The following is a 23072-nucleotide window of genomic DNA, read 5'->3' on the forward strand; positions in this document are numbered from 1 at the left end:
TCGACCTGCGTGAACATGGCCACCGCCACTTCTGCTGGCATATGCCTTCAGTTGTGCTGGACGGCTGCGGCACAATGTGGGGCATGTCTGAAGTGCAGCCGGTCGCAGTGGATCGAGATGTCGTCGACTTCGCGATCATCGGGAAGTGGATGGATGAGCAGGGCTTGCCCGGCGGGGAATTCGAGGATGTGCGACCGCTCGGCGGCGGCACCCAGAACATCATGCTGCGCTTCCGTCGCGGCGGCCGCGACTATGTGCTGCGGCGCGGTCCCAAGCATCTGCGAGCGGCCAGCAATTCCGTCATCAATCGCGAATCGCGCATTCTCGGTGCGCTCGACGGCACCGGCATCCGCGCGCCCCGGGTGATCGCCGCCTGCCCCGACGACTCCGTGCTCGGCGCGTCCTTCTACCTCATGGAGCCGGTCGTCGGCTTCAACCCGCAGAACGAACTGCCCGAGCTGCACGCGGGTGATCCCGAGGTGCGGCGGCAGATGGGTCTGTCGGCGGTGGAGGCCATCGCCCGCCTCGGCTCCCTCGACCATGAGGCGCTCGGGCTGAGCGACTACGGCAAGCCGGAGGGTTTCCTGGAACGTCAGGTGCCGCGCTGGCTGAAGGAGCTCGACTCCTACAGCGCCAATGCGGGCTACCCGGGGCCGGAGATCCCGGGCGTGGAGCGCGTCGGGGACTGGCTCGACCGCAACCGTCCCGCCCGGTGGCGGCCCGGCATCCTGCACGGCGACTGCCACCTCGCCAACATGATGTTCTCCTTCGACGGCCCCGACGTGGTGGCCATGGTCGACTGGGAGATGTCCACGATCGGCGACCCGCTGCTGGACCTGGGCTGGCAGATCGCGACCCGCCCCGAACCCGGCACCACGGGCGCGGCCCTGGTCGGCAGCCTGGGCGCGGTCGGCGGCCTGCCTACGCCGGAGGAGATGACCGCCCACTACGGCCGGTTCTCCGACCGCGACCTGAGCGACGTCACCTGGTACACGGTGCTGGCCTGCTTCAAGCTCGGCATCGTGCTGGAGGGCACCCACGCCCGTGCCTTCGCCGGGAAGGCGCCCAAGCAGGTCGGCGATTTCCTGCACGCCATCACCCTGGAACTGTTCGAGAAGGCGCACCGGCTGATGGAGTGAGCCGCGCTGTCGGAATCTTGCCGACAGGTGGCAGGAAATTAGTGGCCGAAAAACTTTTGCCAGGATAAGTTTTCGGCATGCCGATCGTTCCCGATACCAAGGACTGGACCTGGGTCCTCGAACGCGCCTGCGCCGACTGTGGATTCGACCCCGCCGCCACCCCCTACGAGGCCGTTCCGGGCCTGGTGCGGGAGAGCGCCGACCGCTTCGCCGCGGCGCTCGAACGCCCGGACGTCCGGGTCCGCCCGGACGAATCGACCTGGTCCACCCTGGAATACGCCGCCCATGTGCGCGACGTGTGCCGCATCATGACCCACCGCCTCGGCATCACACTGGCGGCGGCCGCCGTCCCCGGCCCGGTCATCTCCGGTTACGACCCGAGCGTCACCGTCGACGCGGGCATTCCGATGTTCGCCAACTGGGATCAGGACATCACCGCCGAGGCTGACGATTACGCGACCCAGAGCCCCGCCGCCGTCGCCGCCGAACTCGGTGCCGCCGCCGAATCAGCGGCCCGCGCCTACGAATCCGTGCCCGCCGACCAGCGCGCGCGGGTGGCCCGCCGCAGCAACGGCTCCCAGTTCACCGTCGACACCCTGGGTCGCTACTTCCTGCACGACCTGGTCCACCACGTCCACGACGTGCGCGCCTGAGCCGGAATCAGGCGACGCAGGCCCGCAGCGCCGTGCGCAGATTGCGGGCGCGCGCGTCGTCGAGCACCGCCAGGCCGAGCCGGTTCATGGCGTAGCCGAAGCCGAGACCCGTCGCCGGATCGGCGAATCCGAACGAGCCGCCGAGGCCGGTGGTGCCGTAGGCGCGCTTGTCGGTGCCGAAACGGAAAGCGCCGCAAGACTTCCGGAAGCCGAGGTGGTAGCGGCTGCGGGTGAGCAGGATCAGGTCGTCGGCCGGTACGTCGTCGGCGGTGTCGGCGGCGCCGAGCCGGTCGATGAGGTCCGGGTCGATCGGGAGCTCGCCGGTGCGGGCGGCCGCCGCACCGTACACGCGGGCCAGCGAGCGGGCGGTGCCGACACCGCTGGAACCGGGCAGTTCCTTGGACAGGAACTCCCGGCGGGCCGCGCGCTCCGGAGCGCCGGTGCGGGGGCTGCTCAGCGCCCGATACGACAGGCCGCGCTGCACCGCCAGCTGAATGCCGATGCGCACCGGCAGATCGCGTTCGTAGCGCAGCACGTCCAGGCCGCGGGTGCCCGACAGCGTCGCGATGCCGTCCATCGACACCTGCTCGGGCAGCCCGATGTGGAAGTCCAGACCCAGTGGCGCGGCGAAGTCCTCGGCGAAGACCCGGCCCAGGGTGCGCCCGCGCGGATCCACCCGGCGGATCAGCTCCGTCTGGTAGAGACCGGCCGTGATCGGGTGGTAGCCGTGCCGGGTTCCGGGCCGCCACAACGGTTTCTGCTCCGCCAGGATCCCCGCCAGCCGATCGAGGTCGTCCAGCTCCCGCAGCCGCACCGTGCGGTCCAGCGCCGCCAGCCCGGCCTGGTGGTCGATCAGCTGCCGGACGGTGATGGACTCCTTGCCGTGCGCGGCGAACTCCGGCCAGTACTCGGCCACCGGCGTCTCGTAGTCGAGCCATCCCCGCGAGACCGCCGCGGCGATGACGAAGGCCGCCATGCCCTTGGTGGAGGAGAACACCGGGGCCATGGTGTCGCGCTCCCACGGCACCGAGCGCCGGCGATCCCGATACCCCGCCCACAGATCCACCACCGGTCGGTCACCGGCGTACACGGCCACCGCCGCCCCGATCTCGCCGTGCCGGGTGAAGTTGCGCCGAAAGGCGTCGGCGACGGGGCCGAAGCCGGTGTCCACCTCGCCGTGGATCTGGGGAATCTCACTCATGGTGCAACCGATGGTAACCGGCCGGTTATCACCGGGTAGCGTGGCGGCACGTGCCCGGACTCAGTCGATTCACCGCATCGTTGCTGCGCACCAAACCCGTCGAACAGCTGGCCGCCGACGGCGAGCACTCTCAGCTGCGGCGCAGTCTCGGGCTGATCTCGCTCATCGCGCTGTCGGTCGGCGCGACACTGGGCACCGGCATCTTCGTCGTGCTGGGGGAGGCCGCACCGCTGGCGGGACCGGCCGTGGTGGTGTCCTTCGCGCTCGCCGCGCTGGCGGCGCTGTTCTCGGCGCTGTCGTATGCGGAGCTGGCCGGTGCGGTGCCGGTCTCGGGTTCGGCCTACTCCTACACCTACGCCACCCTCGGCGAGATCGTCGCCTGGGTGTGCGGCTGGTGCCTGCTGCTGGAGTACGGCGTCTCGGTGGCGGCCGTCGCGGTCGGCTGGGGTGCGTATCTGAACGAATTCCTCGCGGGCACCATCGGCTGGCGGATTCCCGACGCGCTGGCCGCCGCGCCCAGCGAGGGCGGGATCGTGAACCTGCCCGCCGCGGTCGTGGTGCTGATCGCCACCGCCGTGTTGCTGGACGGCATCAAGGAGAGCGCCCGCGTCACCACCTTCACCACGCTGCTCAAGATCGCCGTGCTGGTCTTCTTCGTGGTCGTCGCGATCACGGCCTTCGACTCCGGCAATCTCGCGCCCTTCGCTCCGGCCGGGATCGCGGGCATCACCTCGGCGGCGTCCATGGTGTTCTTCTCCTTCATCGGTTTCGACGCCGCCTCGACCGCCGGTGAGGAGGCCAAGAATCCGCAGCGGGATCTGCCGCGCGCCATCGTGATCTCACTCGGCATCGTCACCGTGGTGTACGTGCTGGTGGCGCTGACCGCGGTCGGCGCGGTCGGAGTGGACGAGGTGAGCGGTTCGGGGGCCTCGCTGGCCACCGTGCTGGAGCGGGTGACCGGTGCGGGCTGGCCCGCGACCGTGCTGGCGGCCGGTGCGGTGATCGCCATCGCCTCGGTGGTGCTGACCGTGCTCTACGGGCAGACCCGCATCCTGGTCTCCATGTCCCGCGACGGGCTCATGCCGCGGGTGCTGTCGCGGGTCGGCGGCAAGCGGGTGCCGACCCTCAATATCCTCATCGTCGGCGGGGTGGTGTCGGTGCTGGCCGCACTGGTTCCGCTCGGAGAACTGGTGAATGCCACCAATATCGGCACCCTGGTCTCCTTCGGCCTGGTCAACATCGGCGTGCTGGTGCTGCGCCGCACCAAGCCCGACCTGCCCCGCACCTTCCGGACCCTGGTGCCGCTGGTCCCGGTCCTCGGCGTCGGCATGTGCGCCTGGCTGCTGCTGCGCCTACCCGGCGTCACCTGGCTGGCATTCACCCTGTGGACCGCCTTCGGCCTGTTCGTCTACTTCGGCTACGGCCGCCCCCGCTCCCGGCTGACGGCCGCTGCCACCCCCGACTCGACCGTCGCGCGGCCGTAGTCGCGACGACGATCTCAGGCGCGCCGACGAGAATCTCAGGCGCGCACCGGGATCCGGTGCCGCACGAAGTCGAGTACGGCACTGTGCCAGGCATCGGGCCGCTCCACCATGAGCACGTGACCGGCGGGCACTTCGAGGTACTCCGCTCCGGGAATGTCGGCGGCCAATCGGCGTGCGCCCGCCGGATCGATCAGCAGATCGTCGCGCGCGCCGATGGACAGTGTGGGCACCCGGACGCGGGGGAGGTCGGCGGTGGTGTCCACCCGCGTCACCAGGTCAGCCTGGGCGGCGGTGCCTCCCGGTACCCCCGCGGCGGTCTGCTCGAGCACGGCCGAGAGCTGTTCGGGGGAGAGTGAATTGACGAAGTCGGCGGCGAATCCACCCAGCAGCGCGATCCGCGCGAAGGCCGCCGTATCCCCGGCGGCCAGGGTCTGCCGCCACTGGTGCATGGTGAGCACCGTCCGATGGTCGGCGCGGGCGAATCCGGCGGCCAGCACCAGCCCGCGCACCCGCTCCGGATGCCGTATCGCCGCCCGCACGGCCACCGCGGTCCCGAGCGAATAGCCGATGATCGCGAACTCCTCGGCTCCGGCCTCGACGGCCGCGGCGACCAGTGCATCGGCCAGCGCGTCGAGTTCCAACGGGGTGTCGTCGTCCGGGTAGTCCGACCCGATGACCATGTGGTCGGTCGCGAGCAAAGGGATCAGCGATCCGAAATTGGCCTCGATGCCGCCGCTGGCACCGTGCGCGAGCACGATGGCGGGTCCGGAGCCGGTCACGGTGGTGGTGAGTGGAATCGTCGTCATGGCGGCGACGTTAGGGATTGACATGGATGTGAGGGTCAAGCCACGGTGTTCGGGAACACAGCACTCGGAACCACCGCGCCGCACCCACGGCGGGCCGACGTGCTGATCGGAGAACTGTCGCGCGCCACCGGCGTGAGCCCCCGGCTGCTGCGCTACTACGAGGAGCAGGGGCTGCTGGTCGCCCGCCGGGATGCCAACGGCTACCGCGTCTACCCCGAGACCGCCGTCGCCCGGGTGGCGCGTATTCGCGAACTCCTGGACGCGGGTCTGAACACCGCCGCCATCCACGCCCTGCTGCCCTGCGTCACCGAGACCGGCTTCGCCCACTGCGACCACTCCCGCGCGGTCATCCGGGACGGCCTCGCTCGCCTCGACGACGAGATCGCCACCCTCGCGCGCCGGCGTTCCCTGCTGGCCCGACACCACGACGCGGCGCACGAGCGACACTGAATCCGCACCCGTGCGCCCCCGCGCCGGTGTGGAACTCGTAGGCTCGAAGGGTGCGAGCGCTGGAGCAGATTCGACAGTGGCCGGTCCGGCATGCGGCCGCGGGTGTGGTCGTGAACGGCAAGGGGGTGGTGGACCGGGAAGGGGATGCGGATCGGGTGTTCGCGCTCGCCTCGGTGACCAAACCGCTTGTGGCGTACGCGGTTCTGGTGGCGGTGGAGGAGGGGGCCGTCGAACTCGATCAGCCCGCCGGGCCGGAGGGGTCTACGGTGCGGCATCTGCTGGCGCACACCTCGGGGTATGCGTTCGACACCACGCAGGTGGTGGCGCGGCCTGGGGCGCGGAGGATCTATTCGAGCGCTGGTTTCGAGGTGCTGGCCGACTTCGTGGCCGAGCAGTCCGGGATCGCGTTCGACCGCTACCTGCACGAGGCGGTCTTCGAGCCGCTGGGCATGCGCTCGTCGGTGCTGGCCGGTGCGGCCGGACATGCCGCACGGTCCTCGGTAGCAGATCTGCTGCGCTTCGCTGAGGAATTGCTGAACCCGCGTTTGGTGAGTGCGGAATTGCTCGGCGAAGCAAGCGCAGTGCAATTCCCGGATCGCAATGGAATTCTTCCCGGCTACGGCTCGCAGCGTCCCAACGACTGGGGGCTCGGGTTCGAAATCCGCGACCACAAGTCCCCGCACTGGACCGGAGGCGCGAATTCGCCTCGCACCTATGGGCATTTCGGGCAGTCGGGCACGTTCCTGTGGGTCGATCCGGCCGTCGGTATGGCGTGTCTCGCGCTGGCGGATGAGAATTTCGGTGACTGGGCCCGTGTGGCGTGGCCGACTCTCAGCGATGCCGTCATCGCCGAGTTCGGCTAGGCATCGCGCGGATCTGCCTGGTTGCCACATCGGACACGCGCGGACTCGCGACACGTCGAATAAGTAACACCCGTAACACCGGGCACTCCAGTAAACTCGGGCAACGCCGGCTCGGAGGGTCGTTGGGGAAGACGTCCCCGTCGAAGCCGGAGGTGTTAGTGGTGCGCGCATCGAGTCAGTTCGCCGACGCGACGTCGGGTGTCGTCTACATCCACTCGTCGCCGGCCGCGCTGTGCCCGCACATCGAATGGACGCTCACCTCCACCCTCAAAGCTCCCGCCAAACTGCGCTGGACGGCGCAGCCCGCGGCCGACGGGCAATTGCGGGCGACCATCGACTGGTACGGACCGGTCGGCACCGCCGGTAGATTAGCCAGAGCATTGCGGGATTGGCCGGTACTCTATTTCGAGGTCACCGAGAACCCCAGTGAGGGCGTCGACGGCGAACGCTACTGCTTCGTCCCCGGCCTCGGTCTCTGGAACGGGGCGACATCCGCCAGCGGCGATGTGGTGGTCGGCGAGATGCGCCTGCGCGCCATTGTCGAACAGGCCCGCGGCGCGGGTCGCCACACCGCCGCCGACATCGCCGCCGATATCGCCGCCGATATCGACCGTGCGCTCGGCAGCGCCTGGGACGACGCGCTCGAGCCCTTCCGCCTCGGCGGTGAGGGCGCGGAGGTCACCTGGCTGCGCCGCGACGTCGGCTGAGCGCCTGCTGCTGGACGCTCGACAGGGAGCAGTTCGAGAGAGAGGAGTGCGTATGCGAGGTGCCATCGGAGCATCGGCGCTGGCCGGTCTGGCCGTCGCCCTGGTCGCGGTGACGGGCTGCGGTGACGATTCCACCTCGGAGTCGTCCGTCACGAGTTCGACAACAACCTCGGCCACGTCGACCAGGCCCGCGACCCCGCTGCCCGGCGAACCCGTACAGTGCGGAACCGGCCCCTGGGGCCTGTCGGTCGTCGTCTACACCACCAAGGGCCCGAACTTCTGCGCCATGGCCCTCGACGTGGTGAACGAGTATGCGGCACAACGTGATTCCCAGCCCGAGGGGGATATCGCCGTCACCGTCGACAATATCCGCTGGGTCTGCGCCGAACGGCAGGGCGATCCCAATCCGTACCAGGAGTGCGGCAGTCAGAACGAGTCCGCCGACCAGATCCACCTCTACTCGTAGACGACGGCCGCGTGTCGTCCGTCACACAGCCGCAAATCAATCGACGGTCTGTTCGCAAAGTCGATGCGCAAGGCTCGACTGTCTATGCGGACACGATTCATACAATGGGCCATTCCATCCCGCCGGACGGTGCGGACGTCGTCGACGAGCGGGCGACCGCGCGGCCGCCTCCGCCCGATCCTGGCTCTCACCGCCGCGGCGCTGCTCGCCGTCACGGGCTGCGGTGTCGGCGGCGACGACGCGGCCGCCACCACCTACGCCGATGCCAAGTCCTCCGGCCGCATCAAGGTCGGATTCGCCAACGAGGCCCCCTGGGCCTACCTCGACGAGAACGGTGAGCTGACCGGCTACGCGCCGACCGTCGCCCGCGCCGTGCTGAAGAAGCTCGGCATCGACGAGGTCGAGGGCGTGGTCACCGACTTCGGCGGTCTCATCGACGGACTGCGCGCCCAGAACTACGCCTTCGTCGCCGCCGGCATGTTCATCAACCCGGAACGCTGCGAGAACTCCGACTTCGCCATCCCGGACTACCAGGTCGGCTCGGCCTTCATGGTGCCGGAGGGCAACCCCCGCAACATCACCCGGTTCGAGGACATCACCCGGGAGAACGTCCGCGTCGCCACCCTCGGCGGAGCGGTGGAGAACGGCTACGCCGAACAGGCCGGTGTGCCCGGCGACCTGATCGAGCCCATGGCGAAGCAGGACGACATTCTGCGCGCCGTCGACAACGGTGACGTCTACGGCGCCGCCATCCTCGACGTCACCGCCTCCTGGCTGGTGAAGAACAACCCCGGTGCGGGACTGGAGGTCACCCCCTCCTTCAACTTCAGTGACCGTCCGGACGTCGGCACCTTCAACTTCCGACTGGACGACGACGAATTCCGCGAGGACTTCAACCGCGAACTGCGTGCCCTGCACGAGAGCGGGGAGTGGCTGCAGTTGGTGGAGCCCTACGGCCTGACCGCCGCCAACGAGCCCGATCCCGCCATGACCACCGAGTCGTACTGCACGGCCTGATAATTCCGTGTCCGACAATATTCCGATCTATCTGGAGCGGATGCTCGCCGGTCTGCCGTTCACGCTGTGGGCGACGGCCGGCGGTATCGCGCTCACCATCGTGCTGTCCTTCACGGCGGGCATCGCCCTGCTCTCGCCGCGGCGCTCGGTGCGCTTCGTGACCCGCGTCTACGTCGAGGGCTTCCGCGGCAGCTCCGAGGTCGTGCAGCTGTTCTTCTTCGCGGTGGCGCTGCCCATCTTCCTCGGGGTGGCGCTCGGTGCGACGGCCGAAGGGCTGCTGCTCATCGGCATCATGGTGCTCGGGCTCAACCACGGCGCCTACGGTGCCGAAATCGTGCGCGGCGCCATCCAATCCGTGCCGCGCGGGCAGATCGACGCCTCGGTGGCGCTGAATCTGTCTCCGTGGCAACGCATGTGGCGGGTGGTGCTGCCGCAGGCCGTGGTCGAGATGGTGCCCTCGTTCAATACGCTGTTCATCCAACTGGTGAAGGGGACGGCCCTGCTGAGCTTCATCGCCGCACCCGAGATCTTCAAGAAGACCGATGAATTGCGCGCGGTACCGGAGTTCTCGCAGGAACTCGGGCTGATCTACGCCATCGAGTTGGTGTTCTATCTGCTGATCGCGGTGGCGGTCACGGCGATCATGCGCGTGGTGGAGATGCTGGCGGCCCGGCGAGTCGGCCGCCAGGCGACCTGGCGTGGCGTGCGGACGGTGGCGGTCTGATGGAAAAGTGGCAGTGGGACCGGTTTTTCGATGCGTTCCCCTACATCCTCGACGGCCTGAAGGTCACCATCCAGTTCACCCTGCTGGGCTCGCTGGTCGCGTATGCGCTGGGGCTGATCTTCGCGGTCGTCGGCCGCCTCGGTATTCCCGTGATCACCCAGGCCCTCTGGCTGTTCATCGAATTCGTGCGCAGCACACCGCTGCTGGTGCAGATCTTCGTGCTGTACTGGGTAGTTCGCCCGCCGCTGCTGGGCGAGCTGCCGATCGAGACTCAGCGCCTGCTGGTCGGTGTGACCGCGCTGGGCGTGCACTACGCCTGCTACACCTCCGAGGTGTACCGCGCCGGTATCGACGCGGTGCCGCGCGCCCAATGGGAGGCGGCCACGGCGCTGAATCTGCCGCGCACCCGCACCTGGATCGATGTGGTACTGCCGCAGGCGATTCCGCGGGTGCTGCCCGCGCTCGGCAACTACACCATCGCCATGTTCAAAGAGGTGCCGCTGCTGTCCTCGATCGTCGTGCTCGACATGGTCTACCAGGTGAAGACCGTCTACGCCGCCAATACCGGCGGTGCCGGGCCGGAGGCGTGGTTCGCGGTCGGCCTCACCTTCCTCATGCTGAGCTATCCCTGCTCCCTCCTGGTACGAAAGCTGGAACGCCGTGTCGGAAGCATCTGAATCCGTAGCATCTGAATCCGCCGTCGCCGTCGTGGGCGGCGGCTCCGAGCCCATGATCCGCTTCAACGACGTGGTGAAGCGCTACGGCGAGGTGAGGTGCCTGGAGGCGCTCGATTTCGCGGTCGCACCAGGGGAGTTCGTCACCCTCATCGGACCGTCGGGCTCCGGCAAGACGACGGTGCTGCGCCTGCTCATGACCCTGGAGCGGGTCACCTCCGGCGTCATCGAGGTCGCCGGGGAGCCGCTCAGCCATATGGAGCGGCGCGGGAAGCTGGTGCCCGCCGACGAGAAGCATCTGCGGCACGCGCGCCGCCATATCGGCATGGTGTTCCAGCAGTTCAACCTGTTCCCGAACATGAACGTGCTGCGCAATATCACCGAGGGCCAGATCCGCGGCCTGGGGCGTTCGAAGGAGGAGGCCGAGGCGCGCGCCGTGGAGTTGCTGGGCATGGTCGGGCTGGCCGACAAGGTGAAGGCACACCCCACCCAGCTCTCCGGCGGTCAGCAGCAGCGCGTCGCCATCGCCCGCGCCCTGGCCATGGACCCCAAGGTGCTGCTGCTGGACGAGGTCACCTCCGCCCTGGACCCCGAACTCGTCACCGGCGTCCTCGGCCTGCTCGCCGACATCGCCGCCGATACCGATATCACCTTCCTCTGTGTCACCCACGAAATGCGTTTCGCCCGCACCAGTTCCGACCGCGTCATGGTGCTCGACTCCGGCCGCATCATCGAGGACGGCGCACCGGAGAAGATCTTCAGCGAACCCGACCACCCGCGCACCCGGGAATTCCTGCACGCCGTCCTCGACCGGGAGTGACCACTCCGATGTCCCGATCGTGATCGGCGATCTTGGCGCACCAGCCCGTACCGTGGGACATGGAGATCTATCGTCGGCGGCACACCGTCAGTGCCTCCGATCGCGACGGCGGCCACCACATCGTCCAGACGGGATACCACGCGGTGGGCACCCCCACCGCGTACGTCCCCGCCATCACCTGCCGCTCCTGCGGCTACACCAATCGGGTGACCGGCAGCAGACCGCTCAAGGCCGCCATCCTGCACTTGCGCTATCGCCACGACGCCGTCATCGACCTCGACGTCGACTGACGTGCGTCCGGCACGTGAGCGGATCGAGAATGCGGAACGGGGCGGCCTCGCATGAGACCGCCCCGCTTTCGGTTCGCCGCTCCGCTCAGAGCGGGATGTTCTTGTTGTGCTGCGGCCGCGACGGCGCGGCGGCCAGGGCCGCGGCGATGGTCGAGCGGGTCTTGGCCGGGTCGATGACCTCGTCCACCACGCCGATGGACAGGGCGCGGCCGACACCGCCGGCGATGGCCTCGTGTTCGGCGGTCAGGCGCTCGAGCAGGGCCTCGCGCTCCTCCTCGGGAGCCGCGGCGAGCGCCTTCTTGTGCAGGATGCCGACGGCGGCCTTGGCGCCCATGACCGCGACCTCGGAATCGGGCCAGGCGTAGACCGCGGTGGCACCGAGCGAGCGGGCGTTCATGGCGATGTACGCGCCGCCGTAGATCTTGCGGGTCACCAGCGTGACGCGCGGGACGCGGGCCTCGGCGAAGGCGTGCAGCAGCTTCGCGCCGCGGCGCACCACGCCCTCCCACTCCATGCTCACACCGGGCAGGTAGCCGGGCACGTCGGTGACGACCACCATGGGAATGCCGAAGGCATTGCACAATCGCACGAAACGTGCTGCCTTCTCGGCACTTTCGGAGTTGAGGCAGCCGCCCAGGCGAATCGGGTTGTTGGCCAGCACACCCACGGTACGGCCGCCGAGGCGACCGAGACCGGTGACGATGGAGCGGGCGTAGCCGCCCTGCAACTCCTCGAAGGAACTCTCACCGTCCACATTGTCGAGCAGTTCGTGGATGATCGGCTTGACGTCGTAGGCGCGCTTGGCCGACTGCGGCAGCATGGCCTTGAGGTCGACGTCGCCGTGCGCGGCCGCGGTCATATCGAATTCGCCCTGTTCGGCGAACATCGAGACGAGACGCCTCGCGCGGTGCATGGCATCGGACTCGTCGTCGGCGACGATATGGCAGACGCCGGACTTCTTGCCGTGGGTGATCGGCCCGCCCAGGGTCGCCATGTCCACGTTCTCACCGGTCACACTGCGGACTACATCCGGGCCGGTGACGAAGACGCGGCCCTCGGGAGCCATGATCACGATATCGGTCAGCGCGGGACCGTAGGCGGCGCCACCGGCGGCGAAGCCGAGCACCACGGAAATCTGGGGGACCTGGCCGGACGCGCGGACCATGGCCTCGAAGACCAGGCCGACCGCGTGCAGCGCCTCCACCCCTTCCGCGAGGCGGGCGCCACCCGAATGCCACAGGCCGACAACGGGAATCTTGGAGTCGATGGCGGTGTCGATCGCGTCGACGATGTGCTTGCAGCCCTCGACGCCCATCGCGCCGCCCATGACGGTGGCGTCCGAGCAGTAGGCCACGGTGCGCACGCCGTCGACCTCGCCGATGGCGGCGAGTACGCCGGACTTGTCGCGGGGGTGCAGGGGCAGCACGGTTCCCGGATCGAAGAAGCGCTGCAACCGGCCCAGCGGGTCGCGGGGATCGGTCGTGGTGGTATCCGCATGCGCGGGAGCCATGATGGTCATCGCGAACTCCTGTGAAAGGAAGCGCGGTCGCTGAGAGCGGCTGCGAATGTCGAAGTCCCGGCGGTGGTTTCGGCGGCGGGAGCCCTTACCGAGCCCCCGCCGGGACCGCTTGGCTAACGACCGGTGTCGTCAGTACCGGCCGAAGGCGAGCGCGACATTGTGCCCACCGAAACCGAACGAGTTGTTGATCGCGTACTCGATGTCCTGACGGCGGGCTTCGCCCTTCACGACATCCAGGTCGATCTCCGGATCCTGGTTCTCCAGGTTCAGCGTCGGGGGGACGATGCCGTCCCGGATGCTGAGAACCGTGAGCACCGACTCGAGCGCGCCCACGGCGCCGATCGAGTGGCCCAGGGCGGACTTGGGTGCGTACACCGAGGCGTGCTGGACGCCCGCCTTGTGAATCGCCTTGGCCTCCGCGGTGTCACCGATGGGGGTGGCGGTCGCGTGGGCGTTGACGTGGGTGATGTCCTGTGCGGACAGACCGGCGGTCTGCATGGCACGCTGCATCGCACGCGCCGCACCGGAACCTTCCGGATCCGGGGCGACCAGGTGGAAGCCGTCGGAGGTGATACCCGCGCCCAGCAGTCGGGCGTGGATGGTGGCTCCACGAGCCTTGGCGTGCTCCTCGGTCTCGATGACCATGAGCGCACCGGCCTCACCGAAGACGAAACCGTCGCGTTCGGAGTCGAACGGCCGCGAGGCACCCTTCGGGTCGTCGTTGCGGGTCGACATGGCCCGCATCATCGAGAAGGCGGCGATCGGCACCGAGTCGATGAAGCCCTCGACACCGCCGGTGACGACCATGTCGGCGTCACCCATGACGATCATGCGCCACGCGTTCGCGATGGCCTCCGAACCCGACGAACACGCCGAGACCGGAGTGACCACTCCTGCCCTGGCCTGGAGTTCGAGACCGACGACGGCGGACGGGCCGTTCGGCATGACCATCTGAACGGCCAGCGGCGAGATCTTGCGATAGCCACCGTTCTTCAGCTTGTCCACCGAATCGATCAGCGCGTCACCGCCGCCGAGACCGGTACCGATGGCCACACCCAGCCGCAGCGGGTCGACCTCGGGGGAACCGGCGTTCTTCCACACCTCGCGACCGAGTACGGTCGCCAGCCGCTCGACATACGCCATCCGGCGAATCTCGACCCGGCTGAGCAGGGTGTCCGGCGAAACCTTCAGGTGGCCGCCGATGCGGACCGGAAGGTCGTACTCGGCGACGAAATCGTCCTCGAGGACATCGATGCCGCTTTCGCCGTTGAGCAGGCCCTTCCAGGTCGCATCAACGTCGCCTGCGATCGATGTGGTCGCCGCCATGCTGGTGACGACGACGTTGGGGAAATTCCCGTTCCGGGTGGAAGGAGTGGTCACGATGTCGGCCTTTACTCGCTACCGAACTTCGCCTTGAGCTCCGCGGCCGCTTCGCTGTTCTCGGCCTCGAGCTTCTGGATGTAAGCCACGGCGTCGCCGACGGTCTTCAGGCTGGCCAGATCCTCGTCCGGGATCTTGACGCCGTACTTGTCCTCGGTCTGCACCGCGATCTCGACCATCGACAGGGAGTCGATGTCCAGGTCATCGACGAAGGACTTCTCGATCGTCACCTCGGAGGGCTCGATACCGGTCACCTCTTCGATGATCTTGCCGAGCTCTTCGACGATCTGTTCCTGGGTCAGAGCGGCCACTTCGTGGCTCCCTTCGTGAGGATCATCCCCGCTGGTGCGGGGAACGGATATTTCTATGGATGCTCCGCGATACTCCGACGTCGTTGTCGGATGCGGACCGAGGACAAGTTAATGCGTGCCAACCAACTCGGCCAGCGCGGGGAGGTCGGCCGGGGTTTTGAGCGCCAGATTCGGCGTACCCTTCAGCTCCCGCTTGGCGATACCCACCAGGGTGCCCGCGGGCGGCAGCTCCGCTACCGCGGATACACCGCTCGCGCGCACGGTTTCGTTACACAGGTCCCACCGCACGGGTCGGGTGACCTGGGCGGCGAGCTTGTCGATCGCGTCCTGACCGGAGGCGACCGGTGTGCCGTCGAAGTTCGACAGCAGCACCCGGGTCGGTTCACCCGGGGTGATCGTGGAAATGGCCTTCGTCACGGCGTCCTGGGCCGGAGCCATGAACGCGGTGTGGAAGGCGCCCGCCACGGGCAGCGCGCGAATCCGGGCCTTCTCCGGGGGATTCGCCGCGAGTTCCGCGAGGGCGTCCAACCGGCCCGCCGCCACGATCTGGCCCACCGCGTTGCGGTTGGCCGGAACGAGGTCCAGCTCGTCGAGCCGGGCGAGCACGGCGGCTTCGTCACCGCCGAGCACCGCCGACATGCCGGTCGGTTCGAGTGCGCAAGCTTTGGCCATCTCCGCTCCGCGGATGGCGGCCAGGGCCACCGCGTCATCGGCGGAGATGACTCCGGCGACGGCAGCGGCGGCGAGTTCGCCGACCGAATGGCCGGCGACGATCGTATCCGCGGGAAGCGAGTCCTGCGGGATTTCCGCGAAAGCCAACAGGGCAGCCGCGACGACCAACGGCTGAGTCACCGCCGTATCGGTGATCTCCTCAGCGGTCGCAGTGGTGCCCAACCGCAGCAGGTCCAGTCCCGAGGCTTTCGACCACAGCTCGATGCGGTCGGCCGCACCGGGCAGTTCGAGCCACGGAGAGAGCATGCCGGGTGTCTGAGAGCCCTGTCCTGGGGCGAACAACGCGATCACGCCTCTAAGAGAACACTGTGAGGGGGGTCTCCAGAGATGTCGGCGCGAATGAAGCTTGCGGGGAGCTTTTGTATGGACCCCACAAAAGCGCAAGTGAGTTGTCCGGATCGTCCGATTCCGGGATCGCGTTACATCCCATCTTTCGGATCTGTGACGGGAGTCACTTCTGAGGCTGAAGTAGGCGATTCGTTACGGGTTCGTGTCAGCCGACCTATGGTGGCGGCGATTCGGAGCACATAGGCGTCCCGCGGATTCATCGGATCCCGTCCCGTGATATCGGCGATTCGCTTCAACCGATAGCGGACGGTATTTGGATGAACGTACAGCTGGCGGGCGCAGGTCTCGACGGCTCCACCGCAGTCCAGGTAGGCGTCCAAGGTGTCGGACAGCGCTGCCCCGGCGGCGGCCAACGGTAGCACAAGACTCTCGTTCAGGGCGTCCACGGCGGCGCGATCGCCGAGCAGTGCCCGTTCCGGCAGGAGTTCGGACGCGTGCACCGGGCGTGGCGCACCCCGCCAGCCCACCACGGCCTCCATCCCGGCCATCGCCTCCACCGCGCTCACATGCGCCGCGGACAGGGTGCGCGTGGTCGGTCCGATCACCACCGGGCCCTCGGAGAACACCTCGGTGAGCAGATCCGCCAGGAACGGCGAGGGATACATGGTGTCGCCCAGATGTCCGCTCACCACCATCACCAGCCGCGAACCCTGCACCACGGCCAGGGCCGCGCGACCGTGCCGGGCGGCGATGCCGTGCACCGAACCCACCACGGTCATCTGATCCTTCGGCGGCGTGCCCACCAGCACCGTGGCGGGCGCGGTGGCGTCCCAGTTCAATGTGGCCGCGCGCGAGAGCATTTCGGGCCCGGTATCGCCGCGCACCACGGCGTCGACCACCAGGGCCTCCAGCCGGGTGTCCCACGCGCCCCGCGATTCCGCGGCGCTGGCGTACACCGAGGCGGCCGCGAAACCGAGCTCACGCCCGTATCGCAGCACCGCCTCGGTGAGCGCCACCAGCTGCCGGTCGTTGCGCGCCAGCGCGGGCAGCCACTGTTCGAAGAACTCCATGGCCACCCGGACCATGTCGACGGTCTGGCGCAGCGTCAGCCGCCGCGCCAGGTCGTCCGGGATGACCTGGAAAGCGTCCAGGCTGAACCGGATATCGCTTTCCGGGTCCTGTAGCCATTCGAGGAAGTTCACCACCGCCGTCTGCACCAGCATCTGCACCCCGGCCCGCTGGGCGGCGTCCAGATTGGCGAAGAACGGCAGCCGATCCTGCATGGACGCCACGGCCTCGGTCGAGAGTCGACCGGAGAACTGCTTCACCCGCTTGAGGAGCGTGTCCGGGAGCGGGTCGCGGGTCTGCCGGTTCGGGGAGAGCGCGCCGGTGGGGAGGTACACCTCGTGGGAGGAGGTGCTCTCGGAAATCCGGCGCGGCCTCGGCGGTTTACGTTCCACGATGCCTATCGTCCGTTATGCGTCGCCGCCCTCGGTACCCGGTGCCGCCTTCGGCGCGGCGTTCACGTCGTCGATGCGGTAGCGCGCGGCCGCCTCGGCGACCTTGCCCGCATCGATCTTCCCGGCCTTCGCCAGCCCCGACAGCGCCGCCACCACGATCGACTGCGCGTCCACGTTGAATACGCGGCGCGCGGCCGGGCGGGTGTCGGAGAAACCGAAACCGTCGGTGCCGAGGGTGATGTAGTCGCCCGGAACCCACTGCCGGATCTGATCCGGCACGGCCCGCATCCAATCCGAGGCCGCGACGAACGGACCCTCGGCCTGCGACAGCACCTTGGTCACATAGGGCACGGCCGGTTCGGCGGTCGGGTTGTGCAGTTTGGCGATCTCGCCTGCGAGCGCCTCCTTGCGGAGCTCGCCCCACGAGGTCACCGACCACACATCGGCCTGTACGCCCCACTCCTGCGCCAGGATCTCCTGGGCGCGCAGACCGTCGGGCATGGTCACACCCGCCACCAGGATCTGCGCGCGAACATCACCCGCGCCGCCCTTCTTGTAGAGGTAGATGCCCTGGAGCAGGCCCTCCACATCCAGGTCGTCGGGCTCCGCGGGCTGCGACTGCGGCTCGTTGTACAGGGTGATGTAGTAGAAGATGTCCTCGCCGCCGAACTCGTGGTGGCGCGAGTGCGCCTCCGGATCGGTGCCCGGCAGCGCCTCCTGGTAGCCCGAGGAGACACCGCCGCCGTACATGCGGCGCAGGCCGTCGCGCACGATGTGGGCGATCTCGTAGGCGAAGGCCGGGTCGTACGGCACGCAGGCCGGATTGGTGGACGCCAGCAGCAGCGAGTGACCGTCGTTGTGCTGTAGTCCCTCACCGGTCAGCGTGGTCCGCCCGGCGGTCGCCCCGAGGACGAATCCGCGCGCCATCTGGTCCGCCGCCGCCCACAGGCCGTCGCCGGTGCGCTGGAACCCGAACATCGAGTAGAAGATGTAGAGCGGGATCATCGGCTCGCCCTGGGTGGCGTACGAGGTGCCCACCGCGGTGAACGACGAGGTCGAACCGGCCTCGTTGATGCCCTCGTGCAGGATCTGCCCGACGCTCGACTCCTTGTAGGCGAGCATCAGTTCCGCGTCGACCGACGTGTACAGCTGGCCGTTGCGGTTGTAGATCTTCAGCGACGGGAACCACGAGTCCATACCGAAGGTGCGGGCCTCGTCGGGAATGATCGGCACGATCCGCTTGCCGATTTCCTTGTCGCGCAGCAGTTCCTTCATCAGGCGCACGAAGGCCATGGTGGTGGCCACGTTCTGCTTGCCGGAACCCTTGCGGATGGAGCGGTACGGCTCATCGCCCGGCAGCTGCAGGGGCTTGGCCTTGGTGCGGCGCTCGGGGACGAAACCGCCCAGGGAGTTGCGGCGGTCCATCATGTACTGGATGGCCGGATCGTCCTGGCCGGGGTGGTAGTACGGCGGCAGGTACGGGTTGGCCTCGAGTTCGGCGTCGGTGATCGGAATGCGCTGCACGTCGCGGAACGCCTTCAGATCGTCCAGGGTCATCTTCTTCATCTGGTGCGTGGCGTTGCGCGCCTCGAAGTGCTTGCCCAGACCGTAGCCCTTGATGGTCTTGGCCAGGATGACCGTCGGCTGTCCCTTGTGCGCCATGGCCGCCGCGTAGGCCGCGTAGATCTTGCGGTAGTCGTGGCCGCCGCGCTTGAGGTTCCAGATATCGCTGTCGGACAGCCCCTTCACCAGCTCCTTGGTGCGCGGATCGCGCCCGAAGAAGTGCTCGCGCACGTACGCGCCGTCATTGGCCTTGTAGGTCTGGTAGTCGCCGTCGGGCGTGGAGTTCATCAGGTTCACCAGCGCGCCGTCGCGGTCGGCCTGGAGCAGGGAGTCCCACTCGCGGCCCCACACGACCTTGATGACGTTCCAGCCCGCGCCGCGGAAGAACGACTCCAGCTCCTGAATGATCTTGCCGTTGCCGCGCACCGGGCCGTCCAGGCGCTGCAGGTTGCAGTTGATCACGAAGGTCAGGTTGTCCAGGCCCTCGTTGGCCGCCACCTGGATCAGGCCGCGCGACTCCGGCTCGTCCATCTCGCCGTCGCCCAGGAACGCCCACACGTGCTGATCGGAGGTGTCCTTGATACCGCGATCGTTCAGGTAGTGGTTGAACCGCGCCTGGTAGATGGCGTTCATCGGGCCCAGACCCATGGACACCGTGGGGAATTCCCAGAAGTCCGGCATGAGCCGCGGATGCGGGTACGACGACAGGCCGCGGCCCGGACCGCCGTGCGAGTACTCCTGGCGGAAGCCGTCGAGCTGATCCTCGGTCAGCCGTCCCTCGAGGTAGGCGCGGGCGTAGATACCGGGGGAGGCGTGCCCCTGGATGAACACCTGGTCGCCGCCGCCGGGATGGTCCTTGCCGCGGAAGAAGTGGTTGAAGCCGACTTCGTAGAGCGCGGCGGAGGAGGCGTAGGTCGAGATATGGCCGCCGACACCGATTCCGGGCCGCTGCGCGCGGTGCACCATGACGGCCGCGTTCCAGCGGATCCAGGCCCGGTAGCGGCGTTCGACCTCTTCGTCGCCGGGGAACCAGGGCTCGTTCTCGGTGGGGATGGTGTTGACGTAGTCGGTGGAGGTCAGTGCGGGAATCGCGACACGGCGTTCACCGGCGCGTTCGAGCAGCCGCAGCATCAGGTAGCGCGCCCGGCCAGGTCCTTCGCGCTCGAGCATCTCGTCGAAGGACTCGAGCCATTCGCTGGTCTCTTCCGGATCGATGTCCGGCAGGTATGACGCCACCCCCTCGCGGATCACTCGGACCCGGCCCCCCGCCGGGCGATTGCGTGCCGGCCCGTTTGTAGGACTCGACGAAGAAATGGGGTGCATCAGGTCGGTCAAGACATTTGCTCCTCGTACATGGGGTGGGACAAGCGTGGCGTCATTACCCCGGGTGACCGCTGGTCGGCGGGTACCCGTTCACGATGGTTTCTAGGGCGCATCTCACATCCTCGTGCACGATGCGTCCTGGATCATCATGTCAGCCGGAAATCCAGTACGGTTCGGTAGGGAACCGTCATGGCAGTCGAACCGGGAGGATCGATGAAGCTGCTGAACCCGCGGGGGTTCGGTCTGGTCTGTGCGAGCCTGGCGGTAACCGCTGGTCTAGCGGTCGCGGGATGTGCCGATCGCATCGAGGGCACACCGACGGCCAACGAGGCCCAGGTTACGTCGTATCGCGCTGAGGCGTCGTCGAGTTCGGCGGCGGCCACCTCGTCGCGCAGGGCGGCCGCACAGGCCAAGGCGATCGCCGACAACTGCGATCCGTTCCGGGACACCACCGGCCCCGCGGTGACGCGCTACAACGAGTTCGTCGACGCCCATGACGCAAATGCGCCGGACTACGCGGCCAAACGAGACACCGCCGCGAACACGATCGAGGATGCCGCGCGGACCGTCGAGACGCGGGTGCAGGAGGCGGGCGAGGCACTGCCGCCGGACCTCGCGCAGAAGCTCACCGATTACGTGAACGCTGCTCGAGAGCTTGCCGCCCAGGCCCGCGTCATGACCTACACCTCCCCGGTCGCGGCGCTCAACGACGCCAGCAAGAAGGTCAACGACGCCCTCAACGCGGTCCGCGACGCCTGCCCGGCCCGATAACACTCGCGACAATTTCCTCGGCGATTTCGGCCGATCGGCTTGCGCTGAGGCTCTTAACCATGTTCGCTTGCAACTACCTATTGTCGGGACTCGAGGAGGACACCACCGTGGTCGCCGCGGCGGACGCGCAGAATTACGCTCACAAGCTTGGCATCTCGCACGGCATGGTGGTACAGGAACTGGGCTGGGACGAAGATACCGACGACACGCTGCGGAACTCGATCGAGGAGACCATCGGTTCGGAGCTCCTCGACGAGGACACCGACGAGGTGGTCGAGGTCGTGCTGCTCTGGTGGCGGGACGGTGACGGGGACCTGGTCGACGAACTGCTCAATGTGATCACCCCCCTGGCCGACGACGGCATCGTCTGGGTACTCACCCCCAAGACCGGCCAGCCCGGTCACGTCGATCCCAGTGAGATCGCCGAGTCCGCACCGTCTGCGGGCCTGAATTCGACCACCCCGGTCAGCCTGGGTAGTTGGACCGGCACCAAGCTGACCCAACCCAAGACGCCCTCGAAGCAGCGCTGATCCCTGCCTTCGCTAAGGTTTTCGATCGGGCGGACGATTGTGCCCGCCCGCCGCAAGCCCGAATCCGATGGAGGTTCACCGTATGCCGCTAGAGGTCGGTACGCTCGCCCCGGACTTCACCCTGAAGGACCAGAACAACCAGGAAGTCACCCTGTCGAGCTACCGAGGCGAGAAGAACGTCCTCATCGTCTTCTACCCCCTCGCCTTCACCGGCATCTGCCAGGGCGAGCTCTGCAAGGTCCGCGACGAACTGCCCAAGTTCCAGAACGACAACGCCGAAATCCTCGCGATCTCGGTAGGCCCCCCGCCCACCCACAAGATCTGGGCCGCCGAACAAGGCTACACCTTCCCCCTCCTCTCCGACTTCTGGCCGCACGGCGCCGTAGCCCAGTCCTACGGCGTCTTCAACGAGAAGTCCGGCTACCCCAACCGCGGCACCTTCGTCGTAGACAAGGACGGCATCATCCAATTCTCCGAAATGAACGGCCCCGGAGAGCCCCGTGACCAGGCAGCTTGGGAGAAAGCGCTCGCCGCGCTAGATTCATAAACCGTCGCGCCGGTCCGCCGGCGCCCCGAGGGCGTATAGCTCAGTGGTAGAGCACTGGTTTTACACACCAGCGGTCGGGGGTTCGAACCCCTCTGCGCCCACTCCGAACCGGCAGGTATCGACAGGTGCCTGCCGGACTTCCTTTGCCCCACGCGCTGATTCGTGGGGCACACGTGGGGCAGCCGATGTTAGCCGCCTGGTTGCGCCTGGCGGGCTGCTCCGAGCCAGCGTCGTCGAAGCCTGGCCATGCGGCGGGAGGTGCGCTAGGCGGTAGATATTGGGCTGCGGAGTGCCGAAGTGTCGGTGCATGCTTTGTCGATGGACGGGACGGCGAGCGATCCGCACTTCGACGAGCTCTACCCGGCGCTGGGAAGGCTGGTTGTCAATAGCAGCCGGTTGGAGACTTGCCTGCGGAGTTTCCTGTGTTGGCTCGCGGGTGTTGAGGAGGCGGGGGTTGTTTTCGATGGCCAGTCTGTCGAGTGGATGATCGCATCAAGCAGGGCCGTGCTGGGCGAGCTGAAGTGCACTCGTGAGTTTCAACTTCACGACTGTGACTGGTTCGAAGCGCTTCTTGCCGAGGCTCAGGATCTGAATCGGCAGCGCAACTTCTTTGTTCACGGTGACTGGGATGTGGAAGATCGGACTGAGGACTCTGTTCGAAGGTCGCGCAACAGTCCATCAGACCATCGGATCTTCTACGTAGCTCGCAGTCGACTTCGGAAGTCCTTTGAATCGCGGGAGGTGGCCGTGGTCGACGTCGATCTGCTGGCAGATCGGATGCTGGGGCTGACGCGGAAGTTTCGTGCGGCGGAGGACGAGGGCTTCCGGCTTCGATTGGCATGGAGTGTTTTCGAGCAGCAGCCGCCGATGCCGCCGGGTGATTCGGCATCGATCGTCCTCGATGCGCTACGGCGGAGGAAGGGTAACTAGATCACTTGTTTCGTATGCACGGTCAGTCAATGGGTTAGGTCTCTGCTTGCTCAGCAATCCGGCTGGAAGGGGAAGCATAATCTCGCGCGTATTGCCGGCGTCCTGAGGTCCGGGGGCGGGCCGCGTGTCTTGGAGAAGCCATAGGTGCCAACGAGCCGAAGACGAAATTCAGCACCGACCCGGCGACGACCAAGTAGCCGAGCGCCCACCACGTCACGCCGGGTTGCGGTAGCACCCACCGATCTCCGGCGACGAGGGACGGCCCTTAGGGAGACTGCGACGAAGGCTAGGATAGGCACTCGCTCCGCAGCGCCCCGCATTTTCGGGTCGTACCGCTGCATGGCCGTTTGCCATCCAATCGTCGCCCGACCCGATCTGCTCTTTGGGAAATCCGGCTGAGTGAAAGAAGTCGGACACAGGCGTT

Annotated in this window: 24 protein-coding genes and 1 tRNA gene; 17 read left to right on the forward strand and 8 right to left on the reverse strand. The window is 67.5% G+C overall.

The window, feature by feature from the left end; genetic code table 11:
- Window positions 1-74: 74 nt before the first annotated feature.
- Together QJS31_RS06435 and QJS31_RS06440 are read left to right on the forward strand one after the other, a co-directional pair.
- The gene (locus tag QJS31_RS06435; RefSeq protein ID WP_306356363.1) at window positions 75-1139 is read left to right on the forward strand and encodes a phosphotransferase family protein; all 1065 of its coding nucleotides are present in this window, start codon (window positions 75-77) and stop codon (window positions 1137-1139) included.
- Between the two features lie 77 nt (window positions 1140-1216).
- Complete coding sequence (locus tag QJS31_RS06440; protein WP_282775948.1) at window positions 1217-1792, forward strand: DinB family protein; 576 nt, start codon at window positions 1217-1219, stop codon at window positions 1790-1792.
- A gap of 7 nt (window positions 1793-1799) precedes the next feature.
- Here QJS31_RS06440 and QJS31_RS06445 read toward each other — a convergent pair whose 3' ends face one another.
- Window positions 1800-2993, reverse strand: coding sequence for a serine hydrolase domain-containing protein (locus QJS31_RS06445; RefSeq protein WP_282775946.1), 1194 nt, complete (start codon window positions 2991-2993; stop codon window positions 1800-1802).
- Window positions 2994-3043: 50 nt separating this feature from the next.
- On the opposite strand from QJS31_RS06445, the gene QJS31_RS06450 reads away from it, so the two are divergent.
- Entirely contained in the window at window positions 3044-4477 is a 1434-nt protein-coding gene (locus tag QJS31_RS06450) for an amino acid permease (protein ID WP_372341575.1), read from the forward strand.
- Between the two features lie 35 nt (window positions 4478-4512).
- On the opposite strand, the gene QJS31_RS06455 is transcribed toward QJS31_RS06450, so the two are convergent.
- The gene (locus QJS31_RS06455) at window positions 4513-5283 is read right to left on the reverse strand and encodes an alpha/beta fold hydrolase (protein WP_282775944.1); all 771 of its coding nucleotides are present in this window, start codon (window positions 5281-5283) and stop codon (window positions 4513-4515) included.
- Window positions 5284-5382: 99 nt separating this feature from the next.
- Here QJS31_RS06455 and QJS31_RS06460 point away from each other — a divergent pair, with 99 nt between their 5' ends.
- From QJS31_RS06460 to QJS31_RS06500, 9 genes are all read left to right on the forward strand, one after another.
- Entirely contained in the window at window positions 5383-5733 is a 351-nt protein-coding gene (locus tag QJS31_RS06460) for a MerR family transcriptional regulator (RefSeq protein ID WP_143980031.1), read from the forward strand.
- A 50-nt stretch (window positions 5734-5783) separates the two neighbouring features.
- Complete coding sequence (locus tag QJS31_RS06465) at window positions 5784-6596, forward strand: serine hydrolase (protein WP_282775941.1); 813 nt, start codon at window positions 5784-5786, stop codon at window positions 6594-6596.
- Between the two features lie 161 nt (window positions 6597-6757).
- Window positions 6758-7303, forward strand: coding sequence for a DUF3145 domain-containing protein (locus tag QJS31_RS06470; protein WP_306356185.1), 546 nt, complete (start codon window positions 6758-6760; stop codon window positions 7301-7303).
- Between the two features lie 52 nt (window positions 7304-7355).
- Entirely contained in the window at window positions 7356-7769 is a 414-nt protein-coding gene (locus QJS31_RS06475) for a hypothetical protein (RefSeq protein WP_282775937.1), read from the forward strand.
- Between the two features lie 129 nt (window positions 7770-7898).
- A complete protein-coding gene (ehuB, locus tag QJS31_RS06480; RefSeq protein WP_306356186.1) occupies window positions 7899-8786 on the forward strand; it encodes an ectoine/hydroxyectoine ABC transporter substrate-binding protein EhuB in 888 nt (295 codons plus the stop codon).
- A gap of 7 nt (window positions 8787-8793) precedes the next feature.
- On the forward strand, window positions 8794-9510 hold the full coding sequence (locus tag QJS31_RS06485) for an amino acid ABC transporter permease (protein WP_282775933.1): 717 nt from the start codon (window positions 8794-8796) through the stop codon (window positions 9508-9510).
- The gene (gene ehuD / locus QJS31_RS06490) at window positions 9510-10187 is read left to right on the forward strand and encodes an ectoine/hydroxyectoine ABC transporter permease subunit EhuD (protein WP_282775931.1); all 678 of its coding nucleotides are present in this window, start codon (window positions 9510-9512) and stop codon (window positions 10185-10187) included. The genes QJS31_RS06485 and ehuD overlap by 1 nt, the downstream gene beginning before the upstream one ends.
- Window positions 10188-10239: 52 nt before the next feature.
- Window positions 10240-11004 (forward strand): ectoine/hydroxyectoine ABC transporter ATP-binding protein EhuA, encoded by a 765-nt coding sequence (gene ehuA / locus QJS31_RS06495; protein ID WP_306356364.1) that lies wholly within the window; start codon window positions 10240-10242, stop codon window positions 11002-11004.
- A 59-nt stretch (window positions 11005-11063) separates the two neighbouring features.
- Window positions 11064-11294, forward strand: coding sequence for a hypothetical protein (locus QJS31_RS06500; RefSeq protein ID WP_282775929.1), 231 nt, complete (start codon window positions 11064-11066; stop codon window positions 11292-11294).
- Window positions 11295-11379: 85 nt separating this feature from the next.
- Here the strand turns inward: QJS31_RS06500 and QJS31_RS06505 are convergent, their stop codons facing one another.
- From QJS31_RS06505 to aceE, 6 genes are all read right to left on the reverse strand, one after another.
- Entirely contained in the window at window positions 11380-12813 is a 1434-nt protein-coding gene (locus QJS31_RS06505) for an acyl-CoA carboxylase subunit beta (protein ID WP_282775927.1), read from the reverse strand.
- A gap of 129 nt (window positions 12814-12942) precedes the next feature.
- Complete coding sequence (locus QJS31_RS06510) at window positions 12943-14193, reverse strand: KasA/KasB family beta-ketoacyl-ACP synthase (RefSeq protein ID WP_039811658.1); 1251 nt, start codon at window positions 14191-14193, stop codon at window positions 12943-12945.
- An 11-nt stretch (window positions 14194-14204) separates the two neighbouring features.
- Window positions 14205-14504: a meromycolate extension acyl carrier protein AcpM gene (gene acpM / locus QJS31_RS06515; RefSeq protein WP_029932678.1), complete on the reverse strand. Its 300-nt coding sequence runs from the start codon at window positions 14502-14504 to the stop codon at window positions 14205-14207.
- 108 nt (window positions 14505-14612) lie between these two features.
- Window positions 14613-15527 (reverse strand): ACP S-malonyltransferase, encoded by a 915-nt coding sequence (locus QJS31_RS06520; protein ID WP_306356187.1) that lies wholly within the window; start codon window positions 15525-15527, stop codon window positions 14613-14615.
- Window positions 15528-15655: 128 nt separating this feature from the next.
- Complete coding sequence (locus QJS31_RS06525) at window positions 15656-16954, reverse strand: PucR family transcriptional regulator (protein ID WP_372341582.1); 1299 nt, start codon at window positions 16952-16954, stop codon at window positions 15656-15658.
- A gap of 45 nt (window positions 16955-16999) precedes the next feature.
- A complete protein-coding gene (gene aceE / locus QJS31_RS06530; protein WP_306356365.1) occupies window positions 17000-19870 on the reverse strand; it encodes a pyruvate dehydrogenase (acetyl-transferring), homodimeric type in 2871 nt (956 codons plus the stop codon).
- Between the two features lie 213 nt (window positions 19871-20083).
- Between aceE and QJS31_RS06535 the strand changes: the two genes are divergently transcribed.
- From QJS31_RS06535 to QJS31_RS06555, 5 genes are all read left to right on the forward strand, one after another.
- Window positions 20084-20641 carry a hypothetical protein gene (locus QJS31_RS06535; protein WP_039811663.1) on the forward strand — a complete coding sequence of 186 codons (558 nt, stop codon included), beginning with the start codon at window positions 20084-20086 and terminating at the stop codon, window positions 20639-20641.
- A 107-nt stretch (window positions 20642-20748) separates the two neighbouring features.
- Window positions 20749-21171 (forward strand): DUF3052 domain-containing protein, encoded by a 423-nt coding sequence (locus QJS31_RS06540; RefSeq protein ID WP_282775985.1) that lies wholly within the window; start codon window positions 20749-20751, stop codon window positions 21169-21171.
- An 82-nt stretch (window positions 21172-21253) separates the two neighbouring features.
- Window positions 21254-21718, forward strand: a complete 465-nt coding sequence (locus QJS31_RS06545; RefSeq protein ID WP_029932672.1) for a peroxiredoxin — start codon at window positions 21254-21256, stop codon at window positions 21716-21718.
- A 29-nt stretch (window positions 21719-21747) separates the two neighbouring features.
- A tRNA-Val gene (locus QJS31_RS06550) sits at window positions 21748-21819 on the forward strand.
- A 196-nt stretch (window positions 21820-22015) separates the two neighbouring features.
- Complete coding sequence (locus tag QJS31_RS06555; RefSeq protein ID WP_306356188.1) at window positions 22016-22648, forward strand: hypothetical protein; 633 nt, start codon at window positions 22016-22018, stop codon at window positions 22646-22648.
- Window positions 22649-23072 lie beyond the last annotated feature (424 nt).

Origin of the sequence: Nocardia sp. CC213A (genome assembly GCF_030766805.1) — a bacterium.
GTDB lineage: Bacteria > Actinomycetota > Actinomycetes > Mycobacteriales > Mycobacteriaceae > Nocardia > Nocardia otitidiscaviarum.

Bases quoted from the DNA above. Each gene is read 5' to 3' on its own strand.
- QJS31_RS06435 (WP_306356363.1), top strand. From the start codon at position 75: ATGTGGGGCATGTCTGAAGTGCAGCCGGTCGCAGTGGATCGAGATGTC.
- QJS31_RS06440 (WP_282775948.1), top strand. From the start codon at position 1,217: ATGCCGATCGTTCCCGATACCAAGGACTGGACCTGGGTCCTCGAACGC.
- QJS31_RS06445 (WP_282775946.1), bottom strand. From the start codon at position 2,993: ATGAGTGAGATTCCCCAGATCCACGGCGAGGTGGACACCGGCTTCGGC.
- QJS31_RS06455 (WP_282775944.1), bottom strand. From the start codon at position 5,283: ATGACGACGATTCCACTCACCACCACCGTGACCGGCTCCGGACCCGCC.
- QJS31_RS06475 (WP_282775937.1), top strand. From the start codon at position 7,356: ATGCGAGGTGCCATCGGAGCATCGGCGCTGGCCGGTCTGGCCGTCGCC.
- ehuD (WP_282775931.1), top strand. From the start codon at position 9,510: ATGGAAAAGTGGCAGTGGGACCGGTTTTTCGATGCGTTCCCCTACATC.
- ehuA (WP_306356364.1), top strand. From the start codon at position 10,240: ATGATCCGCTTCAACGACGTGGTGAAGCGCTACGGCGAGGTGAGGTGC.
- QJS31_RS06500 (WP_282775929.1), top strand. From the start codon at position 11,064: ATGGAGATCTATCGTCGGCGGCACACCGTCAGTGCCTCCGATCGCGAC.
- QJS31_RS06505 (WP_282775927.1), bottom strand. From the start codon at position 12,813: ATGACCATCATGGCTCCCGCGCATGCGGATACCACCACGACCGATCCC.
- aceE (WP_306356365.1), bottom strand. From the start codon at position 19,870: ATGCACCCCATTTCTTCGTCGAGTCCTACAAACGGGCCGGCACGCAAT.
- QJS31_RS06535 (WP_039811663.1), top strand. From the start codon at position 20,084: ATGAAGCTGCTGAACCCGCGGGGGTTCGGTCTGGTCTGTGCGAGCCTG.
- QJS31_RS06545 (WP_029932672.1), top strand. From the start codon at position 21,254: ATGCCGCTAGAGGTCGGTACGCTCGCCCCGGACTTCACCCTGAAGGAC.